The organism is Hydrogenovibrio sp. (assembly GCF_049975065.1).
Classification (GTDB): domain Bacteria; phylum Pseudomonadota; class Gammaproteobacteria; order Thiomicrospirales; family Thiomicrospiraceae; genus Hydrogenovibrio.
In genome coordinates this window covers 1-16,733 of sequence record NZ_JBNGDN010000041.1, presented here as the reverse complement: position 1 = coordinate 16,733, position 16,733 = coordinate 1, and the positions used below count along the sequence as shown (strand labels likewise).

19 protein-coding genes are annotated in these 16,733 nt (G+C 54.5%); all 19 read left to right on the top strand.

The genetic code is table 11. From position 1 onward, the window contains the following. Positions 1-252 (top strand): Wadjet anti-phage system protein JetD domain-containing protein (locus ACP5D0_RS06350; protein WP_472364822.1); only part of this gene is annotated, 252 nt, incomplete at its 5' end. 155 nt (positions 253-407) lie between these two features. Beyond that, positions 408-1,076, top strand: coding sequence for an Hpt domain-containing protein (locus ACP5D0_RS06345; protein ID WP_472364821.1), 669 nt, complete (start codon positions 408-410; stop codon positions 1,074-1,076). After that, positions 1,066-2,319 (top strand): EAL domain-containing response regulator, encoded by a 1,254-nt coding sequence (locus ACP5D0_RS06340; RefSeq protein WP_472364820.1) that lies wholly within the window; start codon positions 1,066-1,068, stop codon positions 2,317-2,319. The genes ACP5D0_RS06345 and ACP5D0_RS06340 overlap by 11 nt, the downstream gene beginning before the upstream one ends. 462 nt (positions 2,320-2,781) lie before the next feature. Next, positions 2,782-3,165, top strand: a complete 384-nt coding sequence (locus tag ACP5D0_RS06335; protein WP_472364819.1) for a hypothetical protein — start codon at positions 2,782-2,784, stop codon at positions 3,163-3,165. An 18-nt stretch (positions 3,166-3,183) separates the two neighbouring features. Further along, positions 3,184-3,501: a hypothetical protein gene (locus ACP5D0_RS06330; protein ID WP_472364818.1), complete on the top strand. Its 318-nt coding sequence runs from the start codon at positions 3,184-3,186 to the stop codon at positions 3,499-3,501. Between the two features lie 30 nt (positions 3,502-3,531). After that, complete coding sequence (locus ACP5D0_RS06325) at positions 3,532-4,626, top strand: linear amide C-N hydrolase (RefSeq protein WP_472364817.1); 1,095 nt, start codon at positions 3,532-3,534, stop codon at positions 4,624-4,626. Positions 4,627-4,920: 294 nt separating this feature from the next. Beyond that, positions 4,921-5,796, top strand: a complete 876-nt coding sequence (locus ACP5D0_RS06320; RefSeq protein ID WP_472364816.1) for a type II secretion system protein N — start codon at positions 4,921-4,923, stop codon at positions 5,794-5,796. Positions 5,797-5,837: 41 nt separating this feature from the next. After that, on the top strand, positions 5,838-8,042 hold the full coding sequence (gene gspD, locus ACP5D0_RS06315; RefSeq protein WP_472364815.1) for a type II secretion system secretin GspD: 2,205 nt from the start codon (positions 5,838-5,840) through the stop codon (positions 8,040-8,042). Positions 8,043-8,051: 9 nt separating this feature from the next. After that, on the top strand, positions 8,052-9,503 hold the full coding sequence (gene gspE, locus ACP5D0_RS06310) for a type II secretion system ATPase GspE (protein ID WP_472364814.1): 1,452 nt from the start codon (positions 8,052-8,054) through the stop codon (positions 9,501-9,503). A 3-nt stretch (positions 9,504-9,506) separates the two neighbouring features. Then, a complete protein-coding gene (gene gspF, locus ACP5D0_RS06305; RefSeq protein WP_472364813.1) occupies positions 9,507-10,724 on the top strand; it encodes a type II secretion system inner membrane protein GspF in 1,218 nt (405 codons plus the stop codon). Positions 10,725-10,767: 43 nt separating this feature from the next. After that, complete coding sequence (gene gspG, locus ACP5D0_RS06300) at positions 10,768-11,226, top strand: type II secretion system major pseudopilin GspG (RefSeq protein ID WP_472364812.1); 459 nt, start codon at positions 10,768-10,770, stop codon at positions 11,224-11,226. A gap of 26 nt (positions 11,227-11,252) precedes the next feature. Beyond that, on the top strand, positions 11,253-11,783 hold the full coding sequence (locus ACP5D0_RS06295; RefSeq protein ID WP_472364811.1) for a prepilin-type N-terminal cleavage/methylation domain-containing protein: 531 nt from the start codon (positions 11,253-11,255) through the stop codon (positions 11,781-11,783). After that, positions 11,770-12,195: a type II secretion system minor pseudopilin GspI gene (gene gspI / locus ACP5D0_RS06290; protein ID WP_472364810.1), complete on the top strand. Its 426-nt coding sequence runs from the start codon at positions 11,770-11,772 to the stop codon at positions 12,193-12,195. The genes ACP5D0_RS06295 and gspI overlap by 14 nt, the downstream gene beginning before the upstream one ends. Next, positions 12,185-12,826 (top strand): type II secretion system minor pseudopilin GspJ, encoded by a 642-nt coding sequence (gene gspJ / locus ACP5D0_RS06285; protein WP_472364809.1) that lies wholly within the window; start codon positions 12,185-12,187, stop codon positions 12,824-12,826. Before gspI ends, gspJ begins: the two co-directional genes overlap by 11 nt. Beyond that, complete coding sequence (gspK, locus tag ACP5D0_RS06280) at positions 12,823-13,797, top strand: type II secretion system minor pseudopilin GspK (protein ID WP_472364808.1); 975 nt, start codon at positions 12,823-12,825, stop codon at positions 13,795-13,797. Before gspJ ends, gspK begins: the two co-directional genes overlap by 4 nt. Further along, complete coding sequence (gspL, locus tag ACP5D0_RS06275) at positions 13,784-14,956, top strand: type II secretion system protein GspL (RefSeq protein ID WP_472364807.1); 1,173 nt, start codon at positions 13,784-13,786, stop codon at positions 14,954-14,956. Before gspK ends, gspL begins: the two co-directional genes overlap by 14 nt. Beyond that, positions 14,940-15,497, top strand: a complete 558-nt coding sequence (gene gspM / locus ACP5D0_RS06270) for a type II secretion system protein GspM (RefSeq protein WP_472364806.1) — start codon at positions 14,940-14,942, stop codon at positions 15,495-15,497. The genes gspL and gspM overlap by 17 nt, the downstream gene beginning before the upstream one ends. Then, positions 15,497-16,273: a type II secretion system protein N gene (gene gspN / locus ACP5D0_RS06265; protein WP_472364805.1), complete on the top strand. Its 777-nt coding sequence runs from the start codon at positions 15,497-15,499 to the stop codon at positions 16,271-16,273. Before gspM ends, gspN begins: the two co-directional genes overlap by 1 nt. Then, positions 16,273-16,733: S8 family serine peptidase (locus tag ACP5D0_RS06260; protein WP_472364804.1), on the top strand; the 461-nt coding region annotated here is incomplete at its 3' end. The genes gspN and ACP5D0_RS06260, both read left to right, overlap by 1 nt.

The window sequence follows — 16,733 nt, the reverse complement described above, 5'->3', positions numbered from 1 at the left end:
AATCAATTTCGCCAGGCCTGGCCAAATACGCAAAGCCTGCTAATGGACGAAGCCACTTTGTTGGCGCATCAACCGCTTTGGGGGCAAGAGCCGCACCCCACTCAAGCGGCACTCAAGGCGTTAACTCCGGCGGAAGCGTCGCTGTATCACGCCTTGCAACACCACCGATACGGCCAGGCCGTGCGACTGGAGCAAGAGCGCATTGGATTCGGCTGGTTGCAGCAGCGACTGTCGGCGCTGTTTCATGCTTGATTGATTTCTCGGGTTCAATTCACCGAACCCCTTTCCGAACGCGATTTATCTTAGTGTTTTGGATGTCACACAATTTTCATGTTGGTTTTTTAAGATAGCGCTCTTGTTTCGGTAATGATGCCTTAATGAAATGCCCGTTGATTTTGGAGGCCTAAGTGGATTTAGCCTTTGCGCATAGGCTGTTTTTTGAAGAGGCGGAAGAGTTGCTGCAGGAGAACGCGCAACTGCTGGGGTTGATGCCCGCATTGGAGGCGCAACCGGATGGGTGGTTACAGGAAGCGATTCAAACCCTGTTTCGTAACGTTCATACGTTGAAAGGGTCGGTGGCGATTTTAGGCTATGCTCGGGTTGAGCGGTTTATGCACGCCTTTGAAACCCTGTTAAACGCCATTCGGCAAGCGCCGACTCGCCTGGGTGAGCGAGAGGTGGATTTTTTATTCGACCTGCACCAGCATTTGCAGTATTTGATACACGCACTGGAAGGCGACCTGGACGCTCCAGACACTCCCGCCGAAGACCCCCAACCGGCACAAACCGATGCCCTGATCGAACTTTGCCAGGCCTGGCAATTTGAGGAAACGGCACAGGAACCGCCAGCAAAGGCGACCGTTGAAAAGAGTGCGACGCCTTTTCATCCGCAGCCTGAAGCGCCCGCTTCGAAGCCATCGGTTATGTCATCTGCGATCAAGCTGAACTCGGAAATGGTGGATAGAATGCGGCTCGCCATCCATTCGCTGGGGCGGCATCTGGTTCAGCTCCGCCAGGTGCCGCCGCTCTCAATTCGAGCGCGAGCTATCAGCCAAGGAGAATGGCATGAATCATGACGTGCAATCCGTACTCATCGTGGAAGACAGCAAAACCCAGCGTGTCCTGTTGGAAACCCTGTGTGCCGATTTAGGCATCGCAACGGTTTTGAGCGCGAAAAACGGTCGCCAAGCGATTGATAAGCTGATGAGTGTGCCGCAGATTGATTTGGTGATTTGCGATTTGGAATTGCCGAAAATAGACGGCATTGAAATGTTGTACCTGATTGGTAAACGCCGCAAGAATTTTGCCCTGCTGGTCATGAGCGGACGAGAACAAAGCCTGATTTCCGCGGTGGAACTGATGGCCAAAAGCGAAGGGTTTTACACCCTGGGTGCCCACAAAAAGCCCGTGAAAGAGTCGGATTTAACAGCGGTTTTGCATCGATTTAATCGAGATGAGTTGAGCCGCATAACTCAGCGGTTTAATCGAGACCAATTGAGCCATATTCTCCAGTCCAAAGCCTATAAGCAAACCCAGATTTCACCGGCCGACATTAAAGCCGCCTTGCTGGACAATCAGTTTGCGCTGCATTTTCAGCCCAAAGTGTCCTGTAAAAAACAAACCCTGCAGGGAGTGGAAGCGTTGATTCGCTGGCAGCACCCATTGCATGGCATGGTGTCGCCGGGCGAGTTTATTCCGATGGCGGTCGAGTATAACCTGATCGATCTCATTACGCTTTGGGTGATTCAAAAGGCGATAAGTACCCTTGACGACTGGCATAAAAAAGGCTTGAAAACCCGAATTTCGGTGAATTTGTCCGCCAAGAGTTTTGAGGGCCCTGGGTTCGCGCAACAAGTGTTGAATTTGTTGAGTGAACGCAAAATCGACCCTAAGCGGTTGGTGTTTGAAGTGACGGAAACCGAACTGATTCGGGATATTGGTATGGCACTGAGGCTGCTGACAAAACTTCGCTTGTGTGGCTTCGGTTTATCAATTGACGATTACGGCACCGGTCAGTCGTCCATCAAACAACTCACGCAAATTCCGTTCACTGAGTTAAAAGTGGATCGGTCGCTTATTGACGGGATTCACGCTCAAGATCATTTAAAAGTGATTTTTGAAAGCACCTTGCGCATGAGTCATAAACTCAATATCGAGGTGGTGGCCGAAGGCATTGAAAAAGTCGCCGACTGGCAATATCTGGCCAACAGTGGCTGTGATCTTGCGCAAGGCTTTTTGATTTGTCCTCCCGTGTCGGAGGAGGTGCTGCGAAAATGGGTCAAAAACGGTCACAAGTTTCTCACCCATCCACAGTCATGATGCCCGCCGGACGACTCTCGCTCGTCCCACGCTCGTCCCATGGATTCCTGCCCCAACAACTCATAACGTTTATAAAATTGATAAAATTTTAAAAAATAAAATAATAGCTTTTAAAACAACGGTTTAAGTAGGGTAAGAGAGATTTTTACCAGGCCTGGTAAGAAGCATTCACCCGCAAAAGGCGTGAATTCATGCGGCCTTTTACGTGTCGATGTCAGCTTTGGTCAGCTTTCTAGAAATCGCGTGAGTATAATGAGAAACGTAATAAATCAATAACAAAAATACGGGTATCGGTTTAGCCGATATTTTGCACTCTGTTCATCCAGAAACTTATCTTCGACGTTGAAGCAACGTGTTTTGGTGATGACGGCCATGGAAATACATTTTTGTGGCATTGAGCGGCAAGCGCAAGACGGTATCGTTTACGAAATTTCTGGATAAAAATCAAACATAGGAATACCCATGTTCAAACTAACCCCCATGTTTAAATTAAGACCCCTCGTCATCGCCACCAGCATGGTCACTCCGCTTTTTCTGGCGGGCTGCAACAGCAGCGACTCGGGGTCATCGTCGCCATCCGACATTGCCGGTCAGGTGATTGGCAGTGATATGGTCGGCTACCTTGAAGCCTCCAATGAAAACCTCATTGCGCAGTATGTGGTCATTATGAACAACCTGCAAGCGATTTATCAGATGGAATATCTGGCGCTCTATCTGCATGCCAATGCCGCCAAGATTAAAGACGCGGAGCTATCGAAATGGTATGCCAGCCTTGAGGTCTATGAGCCGAACATCACCAAAGACAACAGCTTGTCAGAAAACCTGACAAACCTCAATACCGCCTAATATAACAAGTTTGGCCAATTGCAAAAACTCATCCTGGGCGCACTGGTATCCGATCCGCCGCACAATGGTTACCCGAAAGACATCAGCGGGAAGGAAATCACCATGACGTCTGTAAAAGGGTACAAAGAGACGGCACCCAAAGGCACTTGGCAAGACAGCTTCAACCTCTATGTCTGGCAAGGGCTCGTCTCGGCTAAACACGACGCCACTGGCTACTACGACGGCGTGACGCTCACAACCCCCGATAGTGAGTATCCACAATGGAAACCCAAGCTGGATCTGAGCAACTGCCTGTTAGCTGGTCAAAAGCCGAAGATGCTTATTAATAATCGCTGATTTAATAACCACTGAATTAAGGACTTAACCATGAACAAAACCATGAACAAAACACTGAAAAAACTGATCATCGCCGGGGCCTTAACACTCACCGCCACCGTTTCACAGGCTTGTACGGGCATCAGTCTCACGGCCAAAGACGGCACGGTTGTTCCGGCCAGAACCATGGAGTTTGGCGTTGACTTGGCGTCGAATATTATCTTTGTCCCCAGACACTACGCCTATGTGGGCGAAACGCCAACGGGGGCGGGGATGAAATGGAAGACCAAATACGCCTATGTCGGCGCAAATGCCAAAGGGGAGCCGATCATCGCCGACGGTGTGAATGAAAAAGGACTCTACTCCGGGATATTTTATCTGCCCGGGGACACGGAGTATCAGGCGGTCACAGCCGTCAATGCCGATAAAGCCCTGGCGGCTCACCAACTCACGGCCTATTTACTTGGCAACTTTGCCACGGTCGATGAGGTCAAAAAAGCCCTGCCCAATATCGTCGTCTCCAAGGCCAAGTTCAAACCGCTTAATATGATGCTGCCTTTGCATGTGCGGGTGTTTGACGCTTCTGGCAAAGGGATTGTTGTGGAGTACATCGGCGGCGAGTTGAAGGTGTACGATAACTGGGTCGGCGTCCTGACAAACAGCCCGCAATACCCTTGGCATGTCAGCAATCTCGGTAATTATGTCAATCTGATGAGTACGGATGTTGAATCGATCATGATAAACGGACACAAAGTGGAGCAGACGGGAGAGGGCTCTGGGATGCTCGGGTTACCCGGCGATTTCACCCCGCCGGCACGCTTTATCCGTGCCGTGGCGCTTTCGCAGAGTGCCTACCAGGGGAAGGATGCCACCGAAACCGTGATTCAAGCGTTTCACATATTGAATTCGTTTGACATTCCGATTGGTGCGATCAGAACCGAAGCCTACGGCAAACCCTATGATGACTATACGCTCTGGACGACAGCGGTGGATACCAAAAACAAAAAGCTCTATTTCCACACGCACGGAAACCGTAGCCCGAAAGTGGTGGAACTGGCGAAGTTTGATTTTGACTCAAAAAACATCGTGACCATCCCCATGTCCACCCCACAGGTGTTTGAAGACGTGTCGGCGACTCGAAAATAAATCCTGCTCGTAAGTTGATAAGGTTGATAAGGGTTGTCTTAAAATCTTACAAAGTATTGTTTTAATAAATATTTTTCGAAAAAAAATGTCGTCTCCATGCTTACGATGAGCTGAGAAAATTTGGCTTGTGGAATCATAGGGTGCGAGAGGGCATTACTTTAACGAATTTTTCGCATTAGCGCCTCAAGCCAATTTGTTACACTCTGTTCATACTTTCTGAGCATGGATTGGAGTATAATCACCCATTCGTTTAACATTTTTAATGGTTTTTATTCTCATTTAAGGAGCGTTTTGGTGTCGCCTTTCTCTTCTCAATTGATGGCTCTGATGGGGTCGCTCCGATTGGCAAACGCCATGACGGTGCTGATTGGGTTGCTGTTGGTTTGGTGGCTGGGGGCGATGGCGGCAAACGCTTTGCAGACGGTTGAAGCGCCCGCGCTGCCGGACTGGCAGCTTGGCGGGGGAGAAACTGACAGCGTTAAAGGTCGTCCTTCCTTTCTGTACGGCGATTATAAAGCCGCTTTGGCGAATGAGCGTAAACCGGCACCGGTCGATCTGAACCGTTTGAAAACCACCCGGCTCAACCTCAAGCTGATGGGGGTGGTGGATTTGACATCGCGTGGTGCGGCCATCATTGAAACGGCCAGCGGCCCCCAAGCCGTGTTGGAAGGCGAAGAAATTCAGTCGGGGGTGACCCTGTTGGATGTGTACGACACTCAGGCGGTGATTTCCAATCGCGGCGTGCGGGAAAAACTGGTGCTGATCGGGGCGGATAATCCATTGATTGCAACCGATTCCAACGACGCTCGTGCCAATAACCGCTCTTCACACGATTCGCCAGGCCTGGTGGAACCCTCGCCGAGGTTTGCGCAGATCAGTCAGCAGCTTAGGCAGTCGCCCATGAGCATCTCCAATTATTTGCGTTTTGAACCCATTAATGAAAATGGCAAGTGGGTTGGCGTGCGTATTTGGCCAAAATCGGATAAAGTGCTGTTTGAATCGCTTGGGTTTCAGGACGGGGATCGTGTCGTGTCGGTCAATGGCAAAAGCATCGACGAACTGTCGAAAAACCCGGGGCTTTGGCAGCAGTTTTTGGCCGAAAGTCAATTTGACATGATGGTGGAGCGAAACGGCCAGACCGAAGCCGTTTCCGTTCAGTTATCCGAGTAGGGCTATGATGGCCAATAAACGAGTTTTAAGTGATCGATTTAATGAGTAAGCAACGCAAACCAATTTCTTTTTTTCAGCCCCTTCCTTGGGTGGGGGCATTACTGCTGAGCGGCTTCTTGGCGGGTCTGCCGCTCAATGCTTGGTCGCAGCCAGCGGAAACGCAAGCGGCCGCGACCTTAAAACCCAACTTTCAGAATGCCGATATTCGCACCGTGATTGAAGCCGTGGCGAAGCTGACCGGCAAAAATTTTATTATTGATCCACGCGTCAAAGGCAAGGTCACGTTGATTGCGCCGGAGCCGATGCCGCCCGAAGCCTTGTATGAAACGCTTTTATCCATTCTGCGTGTGCACGATTATGTGGCCGTGCAGGGAGAAACCGCCATTCGGGTTATTCCGGCGAATTTGGCGCGGGATCAGGTGCCTTATGATCAGCCAACGGCCACCGACAAGGAAGATTGGGTGACGGAGGTGCTGAAGGTCAGGCACGTTTCCGCGCCGAAGCTTGTGGCGGTGTTGCGTCCGTTGGTGGCGCGGGAGGGGCATTTGGTGGCGTTGCAGGACAGCAACCGCTTGATTGTCACCGACACCCGCGCGAACTTGAATCGAATCAAAAATATTTTACGCCGGGTGGATGTCAGCCCGGAAGGCGGCTATGAGGTCATCGCCATTCAGAACGGTTCGGCGGAGGAGATGGTGCGCAGCTTGAAAAGCCTGCTGCCGACCGATGCCAATGGTCAAAGCCTGAAAATGAACTATGACGAACGCACCAATCGCCTGATTTTAGCCGGTGACCCAGAGCAGCGTCTGGCGATGCGGGCGCTGGTGGCGGAGCTGGATGTGCCGGTAAAAACCGCCGGACGGGTGCAGGTGGTGTACTTGCGGTACGCCAAAGCCGAAGACCTGGTGCCGGTGTTGAAAAACCTTGCCAGCAATTATTCGCTCCTCAACAGCGAAGCCACTGACGGGTCGGCGCAAGCCGGGGGCGCGAAAGCAACGCCGGACGGACAAGGTGCGGCACCTTCCGGAAACGCCATCAGCAACCTGGATAAGGCCTCATTGAAAGAACGCATCAGCATTGAAGCGGAAGAACGCACCAATTCGGTGGTCATCAGTGCACCGCAGTCGATTACCGTGGCGCTCAAAAACGTGATTAAACAACTCGACATACGCCGGGCGCAAGTCTTAATTGAAGCGATTATTGTCGAGGTCAATGAAAATAAAATGGCCGAGCTGGGGGTGGACTGGATTGCCAACGGCCCGAACGGCATTGGCTTAATCGACCTGTCCGGCGTGATTCCGACGATTATTGCCAATACGGGTAATCCGGCGGCGCAGGTGCAGGCCATTGGCATGGGGGCCACGGCGGCCATGGGGCAGATCAGTGCCGACAATAGAGGTTGGGGCGCATTGATACGCGCTTTGAACAGCGACACTCAGGCCAATGTTTTGGCGACGCCCACCCTCTTGACCATGGATAATGAAGAAGCGGAAATCATTGTCGGTAAAGAAGTGCCGTTTGAAACCGGCAGCTACACCACCAATACCAGCGGTGCCAGCAATCCGTTTACTACCATCGAGCGCAAAGAAGTGGGGCTGAAATTAAAAATCAAGCCACAGATCAACGAAGGCAGCGAAGTGTTTATGGAAGTGGAGCAAGAGCTGTCCAGTGTCTTGCCTGCCGGTGATGCCGTGGATCTGCAAACCTCCAAGCGGCAGATCAAAACCAAAATCATTGTCGGTGACGGCAAGATGGTGGTGCTGGGCGGCCTGTTGGATGAGCGGGAAACCGAAATCACCTCGAAAGTGCCAGGCCTGGGCGATATTCCTTGGTTGGGGGCGCTGTTCCGTTCCAAGCAAAATCAACGCGAAAAAGTCAACTTAATGGTGTTCCTGCGCACATTGATTGTGAAAGACAACGGCATGAGCGATCACTACAGCCGTAAAAAGTACAATCTGCTGCGTGGCCAGCAGGAACGCATGCTGGAACGGGATTCGGAAATGTTGGAAGGCTTGAAGCCGCGCATGCCGACTTTGGAGCAGTGGGAGAAAATGGAACCGGCCACGCCCTATCAAAGCAAAGCGGAGCGTGAAGCTGCGGAAAAGCAACGCCAAGAGCAGGCACGACGGGCGCGTGAGGAGGCGGAAAAAGCCCGCAAAGCTGCCAACAAGCCGCTTTCGGAAACTGAAGCCGCCGGTGAAATGATTGATTCCGAGCCGTTTAAAGACGAGCTGTTGGGCTTTTAGGGGGGCGAGATGGAACTGCCGTTTGCTTTTGCCCGCAAAAACGGTCTGGTGCTGGTGCGCCAACCGGATGAACGTTACCAGCTGTTTCATCTCGCCAGCACGCCCCTGGAGGCGATTCTGGAAGTCAAGCGCCTCTTGGGGGCGGAGTCCTTTCGCCTGATGCCGGTGTCCGATGATGAATTGGAAAAAGAGCTTCAGCGCCGTTACACCGGATCGGAAAGCACCTCCATTGATAATGTTGATGACTTTGAATTGGACGACTTGGAACTGGTTGCGGCGCAAGCCAGTGAAGCGGAAGACCTGCTGGACAGTTCGGATGATGCGCCGATTATTCGTCTGCTGAATGCGATTCTGGCCGAAGCGATTCGCAGCAATGCGTCCGACATCCACATCGAGCCGTTTGAAAATCAGTTACGCATCCGTTTTCGCATAGACGGGCAGTTGAAAACGGTTTTAACGCCGCAAAAAGCGCTGTCGGAAATGCTGGCCTCGCGTATCAAAGTCATGGCACGCCTGGACATCGCTGAAAAACGACTGCCGCAAGACGGGCGCATAGCCACCAAACTGGGGGGGCGTTCGGTGGATTTGCGGGTCTCGACCATTCCGTCCAGTTTCGGCGAGCGGGTGGTGATGCGTTTGCTGGATAAAAGCGCAGGGCGCTTGAATTTGTCCGATCTCGGCTTGCCGGAAACCCAGTTGCAAACTTTGAAAAAACTGTTAACCAAACCGCACGGTATTCTGCTGGTCACCGGGCCAACCGGCTCGGGTAAAACCACCACGCTTTACGGCAGTCTCAGTCGATTGAACGACAATCAGCGCAATATCATGACCATCGAAGATCCGGTGGAATACAATATTGAAGGCATTAACCAGACACAGGTCAACACCAAGGCCGACATGACGTTTGCCAAAGGCTTGCGCGCCATTTTGCGACAAGACCCGGATGTGGTGATGATCGGGGAAATCCGCGACATTGAAACCGCGCAAATTGCGGTGCAATCGTCTTTGACCGGCCATCTCGTTTTGTCTACACTGCACACCAATACCGCCGTGGGGGCGATCACGCGATTGCGTGATATGGGGGTGGAGCCGTTTTTATTAGCCTCCAGTTTATTGGCGGTGATGGCGCAGCGTCTGGTACGCCGTCTGTGTCCGCATTGCAAAACGGCGCATCCGGCGGACGCCGCGGAATGTGAGTTGCTGGGCGTTGAGGCGGCCACTCTCTATCAACCAGCCGGGTGCGAACACTGTCGGCAAACCGGTTATCAGGGGCGAATCGGCATTTACGAGCTGATTGCGATTGACGAACAACTGCGGCAAATGATTCACAGTGATGCGTCGGAAATCGAAATGGATCGCTATGCGCATCAAACCATGCCGTCCATTCATCAAAGCGGTCGGGAACTGGTCTTGAAGGGCGACACCAGTTTGGAAGAAGTGTTACGAGTGACGCAGCACTGATTTATGGCGACGTTTGAATACAAAGCCTTGACGGCAGACGGCAAAACACGCAAAGGCAGCCTAGAAGGCGATTCGCCGCGCCATATTCGTCAGCTGCTTCGGGATCAGAAACTCACACCGCTGGATGTGAAGTCCATGGAGCACAAACGCAAGACGGCGGGTGCCGGCGGGGGGCTGTTTTCACCCGTCATCCGCACCGCCGATCTGGCGCTTCTGACCAGTCAGCTGCACACCTTGCTGAAAGCCGGTATGCCTTTGACTCAGGCCATTAAAGCGGTGGCCGGTCAGGCCGAAACCCGTACTGTGCGGCGTTTTTTGTCCAATCTGCACGCCAAAGTCACCGAAGGCCACTCCTTTGCGCAGGCGCTCACCCTGAGTCATTATCGCGTCAGTGAGGAGTTTATCGCCACGGTGCGTGCGGGTGAAGAAAGCGGTCATTTAGAAACGGTTTTAGCACGCCTGGCGGAATCCATTCGCCAGCAGGAGAAGATTCGCAAGAAAATTCAAACGGCGATGATCTACCCGATTATTATGGTGATGATGTCGGTGCTAATTGTGTTGTTCCTGATGATTTACGTCGTGCCCAAAGTGGTGACGGTGTTTGATAATATGGAACAGTCGCTGCCGCCTTTGACGCAAGGCATGCTGAGCATCAGTGAGTTTTTGCAGGCACATTGGGTCGGCTTGTTTCTGGGCGCGGCAGCGCTGTTTGTCGGCTACCGCCTATTGATGAAGCGACCCGATTGGCGGCGACGGCGAGACCGTTTTTGGTTGCGTTTGCCGATGCTGCGCAAGTTTCTGGTGTATGCCGCCAGTGCGCGTTGGGCGCGAACCCTCGGGGTGTTACTGGCCAGCGGTGTGCCCGCCACGGATGCCTTGCGCATTTCGTCGGAAGTGATGACGCTGTTGCCGCTGAAGGAAAAAGTGCTGGCCATGGTGGAACAGGTGCGAGAAGGCAAAAAATTACAGGACGCCATGGCGGAAGCCGACTTTTTCCCGCCGCTGCTGTTGAATCTGGTGCAGACCGGCGAAGGCAGCGGGCAACTGGACACCATGCTGCTGGAAGGTGCAGATCACTATGAATCCGAAGTGGAAAACGCCGCGGCGACCTTGGTCAGTCTGATAGAACCCTTGATGATTTTGATTATGGGCGGCGTGGTGCTGACCATTGTGTTGGCGATTATGCTGCCGATTTTTGAAATGAATCAGATGGTGGGCTGAAAGCGCTCTCCAGTCGTTACGTAATGAATATAAAGAGGTGATTATGAAAACACAAACGTCCATTCCGACTCGAGCCAAGCAACACCGCAAGCAACAGGGCTTTACCCTGATCGAGCTGATGGTGGTGGTGGTCATTCTGGCGATTCTGGCGGCGATTGCGGTGCCGAAACTGATGGATCGACCGGATGAAGCGCGACTGGTCAAGGTCAAGCAGGACATTGGAGCCATTTCATCGGCGCTGCAGTTGTATAAGCTGGACAATTACCGTTATCCCACCACCGATCAGGGCATTGAAGCGCTGGTGACCAAGCCGACCACGGCGCCGGAGCCGAAAAATTGGAAACCCTATCTGCAACAGGTGCCGAAAGACCCTTGGGGGCAGGATTATATTTACCTGAGTCCCGGCGAGCACGGCGACTTTGACCTCTATACCCTTGGGGCAGACGGTCAGGACGGCGGTGACGGCATGGACGCCACCATCGGCAACTGGAATCAAGAGTAGCGAAGGGCGTGCCCCAGCCATTTTCAATGCTTGATGCGCGCCGTCAAGACGGTTTTACCTTGATTGAATTAATGGTGGTGGTGGCGATTGTTGCGGTCTTGCTGTCCGCCGTGGTGGTGGCGATTCAACCCAGTGAAGCCTCTAAGGTGCGGCAACAGGTGTCGGCGGTGCAGGGCTGGATGCAGTCGGTGTGTGATCGTGCCGCCTTTGATCAGCACGTTTATGCGATGATGCCGGATGAAAAAGGTCTGGCGCTGGCACGGCTGAATAACCAGGCCTGGCAAATGGTGTCGGCCACCAAAGGCGGCGAACGCCCTTGGCTGGATGGCCTTCAGGTGGAATGGGAGTTGCCCGCCAACAACGGTTGGCAAAGCGGAGCTCAAGCGGAAACGCCCAGGCCTGGCTGGTTGTGCTGGCCCAGCGGTGAGCGCCAAAGCGGTGCCCTGCACTTTACCCTGAGCGATACGCAGCGAACGCTGAGCTGGAACCCGCTGGGGGATTTTGACGTGGCAGACACGACGCGGCAGACAGAGAGGAACGCCAATGAACGCCCGTGACCCCATAAGCGCCCGTGCGGCTAAAGCGGTCATTCAAACCCTGCGGCAACGGCAACAAGGGTTCACTTTGATTGAAGTGATGGTGGCGCTGGTGATCGCGGCGCTGGCCTTGACGGCCTTGACGCGCGGGCTGGGGCAGTATGTGTTTCAGCAAAGCGCCTTGCATGAGCGCGTCGTGGCCACCTGGGCGGCGGAAAATCGCTTGTTGGAATTGCAGCGTTCGCCACAAGGTACCTTGGAAAAAAGCAGTGAAGCCACCTTGCTGAATCAGCGTTGGCAATTAGAGGTCGAAACCTCTAATACTCTGATTCAAGGCATTGAAAAAGTGGAAATCGCGGTCACTCCCGACGGGGAAAAGCAAGCGACGGTGCGTCTGTATTCGATACTGGCGGGAGACGCCAATGGCGATTGAACCGGCGTTGAACACGGCTTCGCGTCGCAGCAAACAAGCGGGATTTACCTTAATTGAGCTGTTGATTGCGGTGGCGATTGCGGCGGTGATTTCCGCCCTAGCGTATCAGGCCATTGATCAAGGCGTGCGCATCAAAACCCAGGCGGAAGCCTCGGCGGATCGGTTTGAAGCTTTGCAGCGCACCCTTTGGTGGATGCAGCAGGATTTTACCCAGATGGCGCCCAGAACGGTGCAGGACGAACTGGGGTCGCCGCTACCGGCGTTTCAGCTCAGCTACGACTATGGCGTGGAAATGACGCGCGCGGCGGTGTACCCATCGCCTTACGGGGTTTCGGGGTTGGTGCGTATTGGTTATGCGCTGGACGGCGATGTGCTGAATCGGCTGGTGTGGCCGGTGCTGGATCGTTCGCCGGACACGGAGGTCATGCGGCTGCCGGTGTTGTCGAAGGTGACGGCGTTTCAGGTTCGGGTGTTGAATGCACAGAATGAATGGCAGGAAATCTGGCCAAATCCGCAGCAGTCGCTGACGGCCTTGCCGCAACTGACCGAAGTGGTGCTGACACTGGAGGACCTCGGGGAAGTGCGGCGGTTGTTTCCCGGTGTGGATGGCTTGCCGGAGGCCACTCCGTGAAAGACCCCAACGCGCAACAGCAAACGCAGCGCGGATTTGCGCTGCTGACGGTGCTGGTCATCGTCGCGCTGGTCGCCACCCTGGCGTCGGAATTGATTTATCGGCAGGGGCTGGCGGTGCAGCGCAGCATGAATATGCTGCATCAGACGCAGGCCGCTGCGGTGAGCTGGGGGCTGGAAGCTTGGGTCAAGCAAGGCCTGTTGTTGGACGCCAAGGCGAATCAGACCGATCACCTGCTGGAGCAATGGGCGCAACCGATGATGCCGGTGCCGTTTGAAGGCGGCGACATCTCTGGGCAATTGTTCGATCAACAGGGGCGGTTGAATCTGAATAACCTGCAAATCGAGGACGCGACCTTGCGACAGAAGTGGCAGCGTATTTTTGAGCGGTATTTGACGCTGCAGGGGCTGGAGCCGACGCTGGCGGCGGTGGTTATGGATTGGGTGGATGCGGATAATGAACTGACCCAAAACGGTGCCGAGTCGGATGCCTATTTACTGGGCGCGACCCCCTACCGCACCGCCAATCAAAAGATGGTGCTGGTGCAGGAACTTGGGTTGCTGAAAGGCGGCAGCCCCGCATTGATTGAGACGGTGAAAAATCATTTCAGTGCCTTGCCGACCGCCACGGCGGTGAATGTCAATACGGCACCTCAGGCGGTGCTGGAGGCGCTGGCCGACTGGATGACACCGGAGATGGCCAGTGACTGGTTGGCGCAGCGCCAGCAAACCCCGGCGGAAAGCAGTGGCGAATTTCGCGATTTTTGCCGCACTCAGGGGGTGCCGCAAGAACGGGTCAATGCGGATTTGACGGATGAATTCATTACCGTACAGACGGAATATTTTTTATTAAAAGGGCTGGCGGCCTATGGCGAAGCGCAATGGCACACCGCCGCCCTGTTTTATCGCAAAGGAAGCTCTTCCGTGAATTTAGTACAACGATGGGTGGCGGTGGCCGATGAGTCGAACTGAGACGGCTGTGACCCACATCGACATGGACGGTCGTTTGCAGTTGTCGAGCGAGGCGGCGCACATCGATTGCGTCTGGGTGCCGACCGAGCAGGTGGCGTTTCTGCAAGCGCAGGTGCCGGGCAAACGCCGTGCCGACTGGTTGCAGGCTTTGCCCTACGCGCTGGAAGAGAAACTGGCGCAGCCAGTGGAGTCACTGCATTTTGTGGTATTGCACCGCGAAGCCAGCGGCACGACTTGGGTGGCGGTGGTGGAAAAGGCGCGAATGCAACGTTGGCTGGATGAATTGGCGGCGCAAGGTGTGTCGCAGGCCGAACTGGTGCCGGATTGTTTCCGAGTGCCCATCGCCGAAAACGGCCAGGCCTGGCAAATCTGGCCGACGGGTGAAGGCGGTCGCTGTCTGGTGCGCACCGGCCGCTACAGCGGTTTGGCGGGGGACGTCGATTGGCTGGAAGATGTTTGGGCCTTGGCTCAGAGCCAAGTTTCGGCTGAAGCCCCTGCGCAAATGTCCGCTCAACCTGCCGTTCAACCTTCTGCACAACCTTCTGTTCAACCTTCCGCTCAAGCCCCATCCCAAGCGTCCGTCTTGAACCGTCAAACCCTGTCCGCCTTGCCCGAAGTCACGCCCGCGGAAGTCAAGCCTTTCAGCTTGCGGCAGGGCGCGTTTCGGGTCGTCCGTGAAAAAGGCGGGGTTTGGCGTATCTGGCTGACGCCTATGGTGCTTGTGACGTTGCTGTTCGCCACCCTGCTGAGCGACCGACTGTTGCAGGCTAAGCGTTTGGAGGCTCAGGCGGACGCCTACCAACAACAGACACGCGCACTGTTTCAGAAAATGTTCCCAGACGTGCAGCGCATCGTCAATATTCGTGCGCAGACCAAAACACGGCTGAATCGACTCGCTGAAGCGCCGGAAACTGCCCAATTCAACGATCTTTTGCAGGCAACGGAGCGGTTGTTAAAACCGTTGTTGGAGGCCAAACAAGTCACGCTGCAAACCCTACGCTGGCAAAACCGTCAACTGCAACTCAGCCTGACCGCCGCCGATGGCACCTTGTTGCAACAATTGGCGGAGCAACTCAATTCACGCTATCGAGCCGAGTTTAAGTTGTCCGAGGCCGCCGCCGACCAAACCCAAGGAGTTTTGTATGTTCGCGCCCCTTAAAAGTGTCGCCGCACGTCTGAGCTGGCCGGAGCCTTGGCAGCAGGCCTGGCAGAAACTGTCATCACGCGATCAACTCGCAGTGAAAATCCTGTCGGGCGTGCTGGGACTGGCGATGCTGTATTTTGCGGTCTGGTCGCCGGTGTCCGATCGTCTGGTGGCGGCTGAAAATCAACTGAACCGCGCCCAGCAGGATTGGCAGTGGTTGAGTGCGCAGGTGCCGCTTCTGGAAAAAGCCCAGCAAAGCGGCGCTGTGTCCACTTCAGCGATGCCGTTGGACACAGTGTCGCGCTTGACGGCTTATGTGCAACAAAGCCTGCGCCGTCATCAGATCGCCAGTGAATTGCAGCAAATTAAGCCGCTGGCCACCGGTCGAGGCGGCGAGACCATCGGCGTGAGCGTGCAGTTTGCTTCGGTTAAAGCGCCGCATTTTTTGGCTTGGGTGTCGGAGATGGAGCAACAGGGGTTGCGCCTTAAATCCTTGGACGTTGCGCCGATTAAGCCAGGCCTGGTGAAAGCGACGGTGTCGCTGGAGGCGGGTTGATGAGCGGGTGGATTCGACGTTTGCTTTGGTTTTCAGCGGCCACGTTGCTGTTTTTAACGTCGTTTTTGTGGCACCTGCCCGCCGCTTGGGTTTGGACGCAATTGTCTTCCAAACTGGCGCTGCCGCCGTCATTGCAGGTATCGGCGCTGCAGGGCGTTTGGTGGCATGGGCAAGCGCAGGTGGATTGGCAAGCCGGTAGTGAAGCCTTAAACCTTGGCACTTGGCAATGGCAGTGGCGACCCTCGGCGCTGGTATCCGGCGACATCGCGCTGGATCTGCGCTGGACTCCGGTTGCGCAAAGCGTCACCGCAGAAGTGCGCTTGAATGCGGACAGGCTGCAGTTGGCGCAGTTAACAGGGCGCTTGCCGCTGGCCGATTTCAGCGGCGTGGTGCCGCAGGTCGGAGCCTTACTGAGTTCGGCCAAAGGGGACGTTGCGCTGGACGGGCTGACGGCGGAGATGCCGTTAAATGCCCAGGCCTGGCCGAATCGATTGGATGGGGTAATTGAGGTGCGCCATTTGGACTGGATGGGGGCGCAGGTACCGCACCTGCAAATTCAGCCCCGCCTGCAACAAAAAACAGTAAACTTGATCTTGACTGGGGGCGGCGAGCGTTGGCGATTGAAAGGGACAACGGTAGTGAACCTCAATCGCACCTATCGATCACAACTGACCATTCAAGCCGATTCGGCTGAATCCATGCCCGGTTGGGTGAGTTTGATTTTACCGATGAAAACGCCGGTTTTGGCGGAGTCGGAGCAAAAAGGACGCTGGTAATGACATTGAAATCGACAAAACGGGCACTTTTCGCGGCCTTGGTTCTCAGCAGTGGCGTTTGGTTGAACGGCTGCGGTGGCAGCAGCAGTGGCGGCGGAGATAACCCGCCACAACCGCCTGAACCGCAAACGATTGACGATCCGCTGGTCACCGCGCAATGGTATCTGCGCAACAGCGGTCAGTCCGCTTACACGGAAAGCGGTCAAGGTGGTGTGCCCGGTCAAGACATTAATGCGTTTGCATCCAGTACGCTCACGTCAGAAAGTTATGCCAGAGGTTTTAATGGTGAAGGTGTTGAGATTGCGATTGTTGATTCCGGGCTGGACATCCGTCACGAAGATTTGGCCGATAACGTCATACCCAATGGGTCCTATAATTTCAATAACGGCAGTCACGATCCGACCCCGACCGACAGTGGCGGTGATCACGGTACCAGTGTGGCCGGTTTAGCGGCTGGGCG

Coding starts and splice junctions, on each gene's coding strand:
- ACP5D0_RS06325 (WP_472364817.1), top strand. CDS start 3,532: ATGAACAAAACCATGAACAAAACACTGAAAAAACTGATCATCGCCGGG.
- ACP5D0_RS06335 (WP_472364819.1), top strand. CDS start 2,782: ATGTTCAAACTAACCCCCATGTTTAAATTAAGACCCCTCGTCATCGCC.
- ACP5D0_RS06340 (WP_472364820.1), top strand. CDS start 1,066: ATGAATCATGACGTGCAATCCGTACTCATCGTGGAAGACAGCAAAACC.
- gspF (WP_472364813.1), top strand. CDS start 9,507: ATGGCGACGTTTGAATACAAAGCCTTGACGGCAGACGGCAAAACACGC.
- gspG (WP_472364812.1), top strand. CDS start 10,768: ATGAAAACACAAACGTCCATTCCGACTCGAGCCAAGCAACACCGCAAG.
- gspD (WP_472364815.1), top strand. CDS start 5,838: ATGAGTAAGCAACGCAAACCAATTTCTTTTTTTCAGCCCCTTCCTTGG.
- gspI (WP_472364810.1), top strand. CDS start 11,770: ATGAACGCCCGTGACCCCATAAGCGCCCGTGCGGCTAAAGCGGTCATT.
- ACP5D0_RS06295 (WP_472364811.1), top strand. CDS start 11,253: ATGCTTGATGCGCGCCGTCAAGACGGTTTTACCTTGATTGAATTAATG.
- gspJ (WP_472364809.1), top strand. CDS start 12,185: ATGGCGATTGAACCGGCGTTGAACACGGCTTCGCGTCGCAGCAAACAA.
- gspN (WP_472364805.1), top strand. CDS start 15,497: ATGAGCGGGTGGATTCGACGTTTGCTTTGGTTTTCAGCGGCCACGTTG.
- gspM (WP_472364806.1), top strand. CDS start 14,940: ATGTTCGCGCCCCTTAAAAGTGTCGCCGCACGTCTGAGCTGGCCGGAG.
- gspE (WP_472364814.1), top strand. CDS start 8,052: ATGGAACTGCCGTTTGCTTTTGCCCGCAAAAACGGTCTGGTGCTGGTG.
- gspL (WP_472364807.1), top strand. CDS start 13,784: ATGAGTCGAACTGAGACGGCTGTGACCCACATCGACATGGACGGTCGT.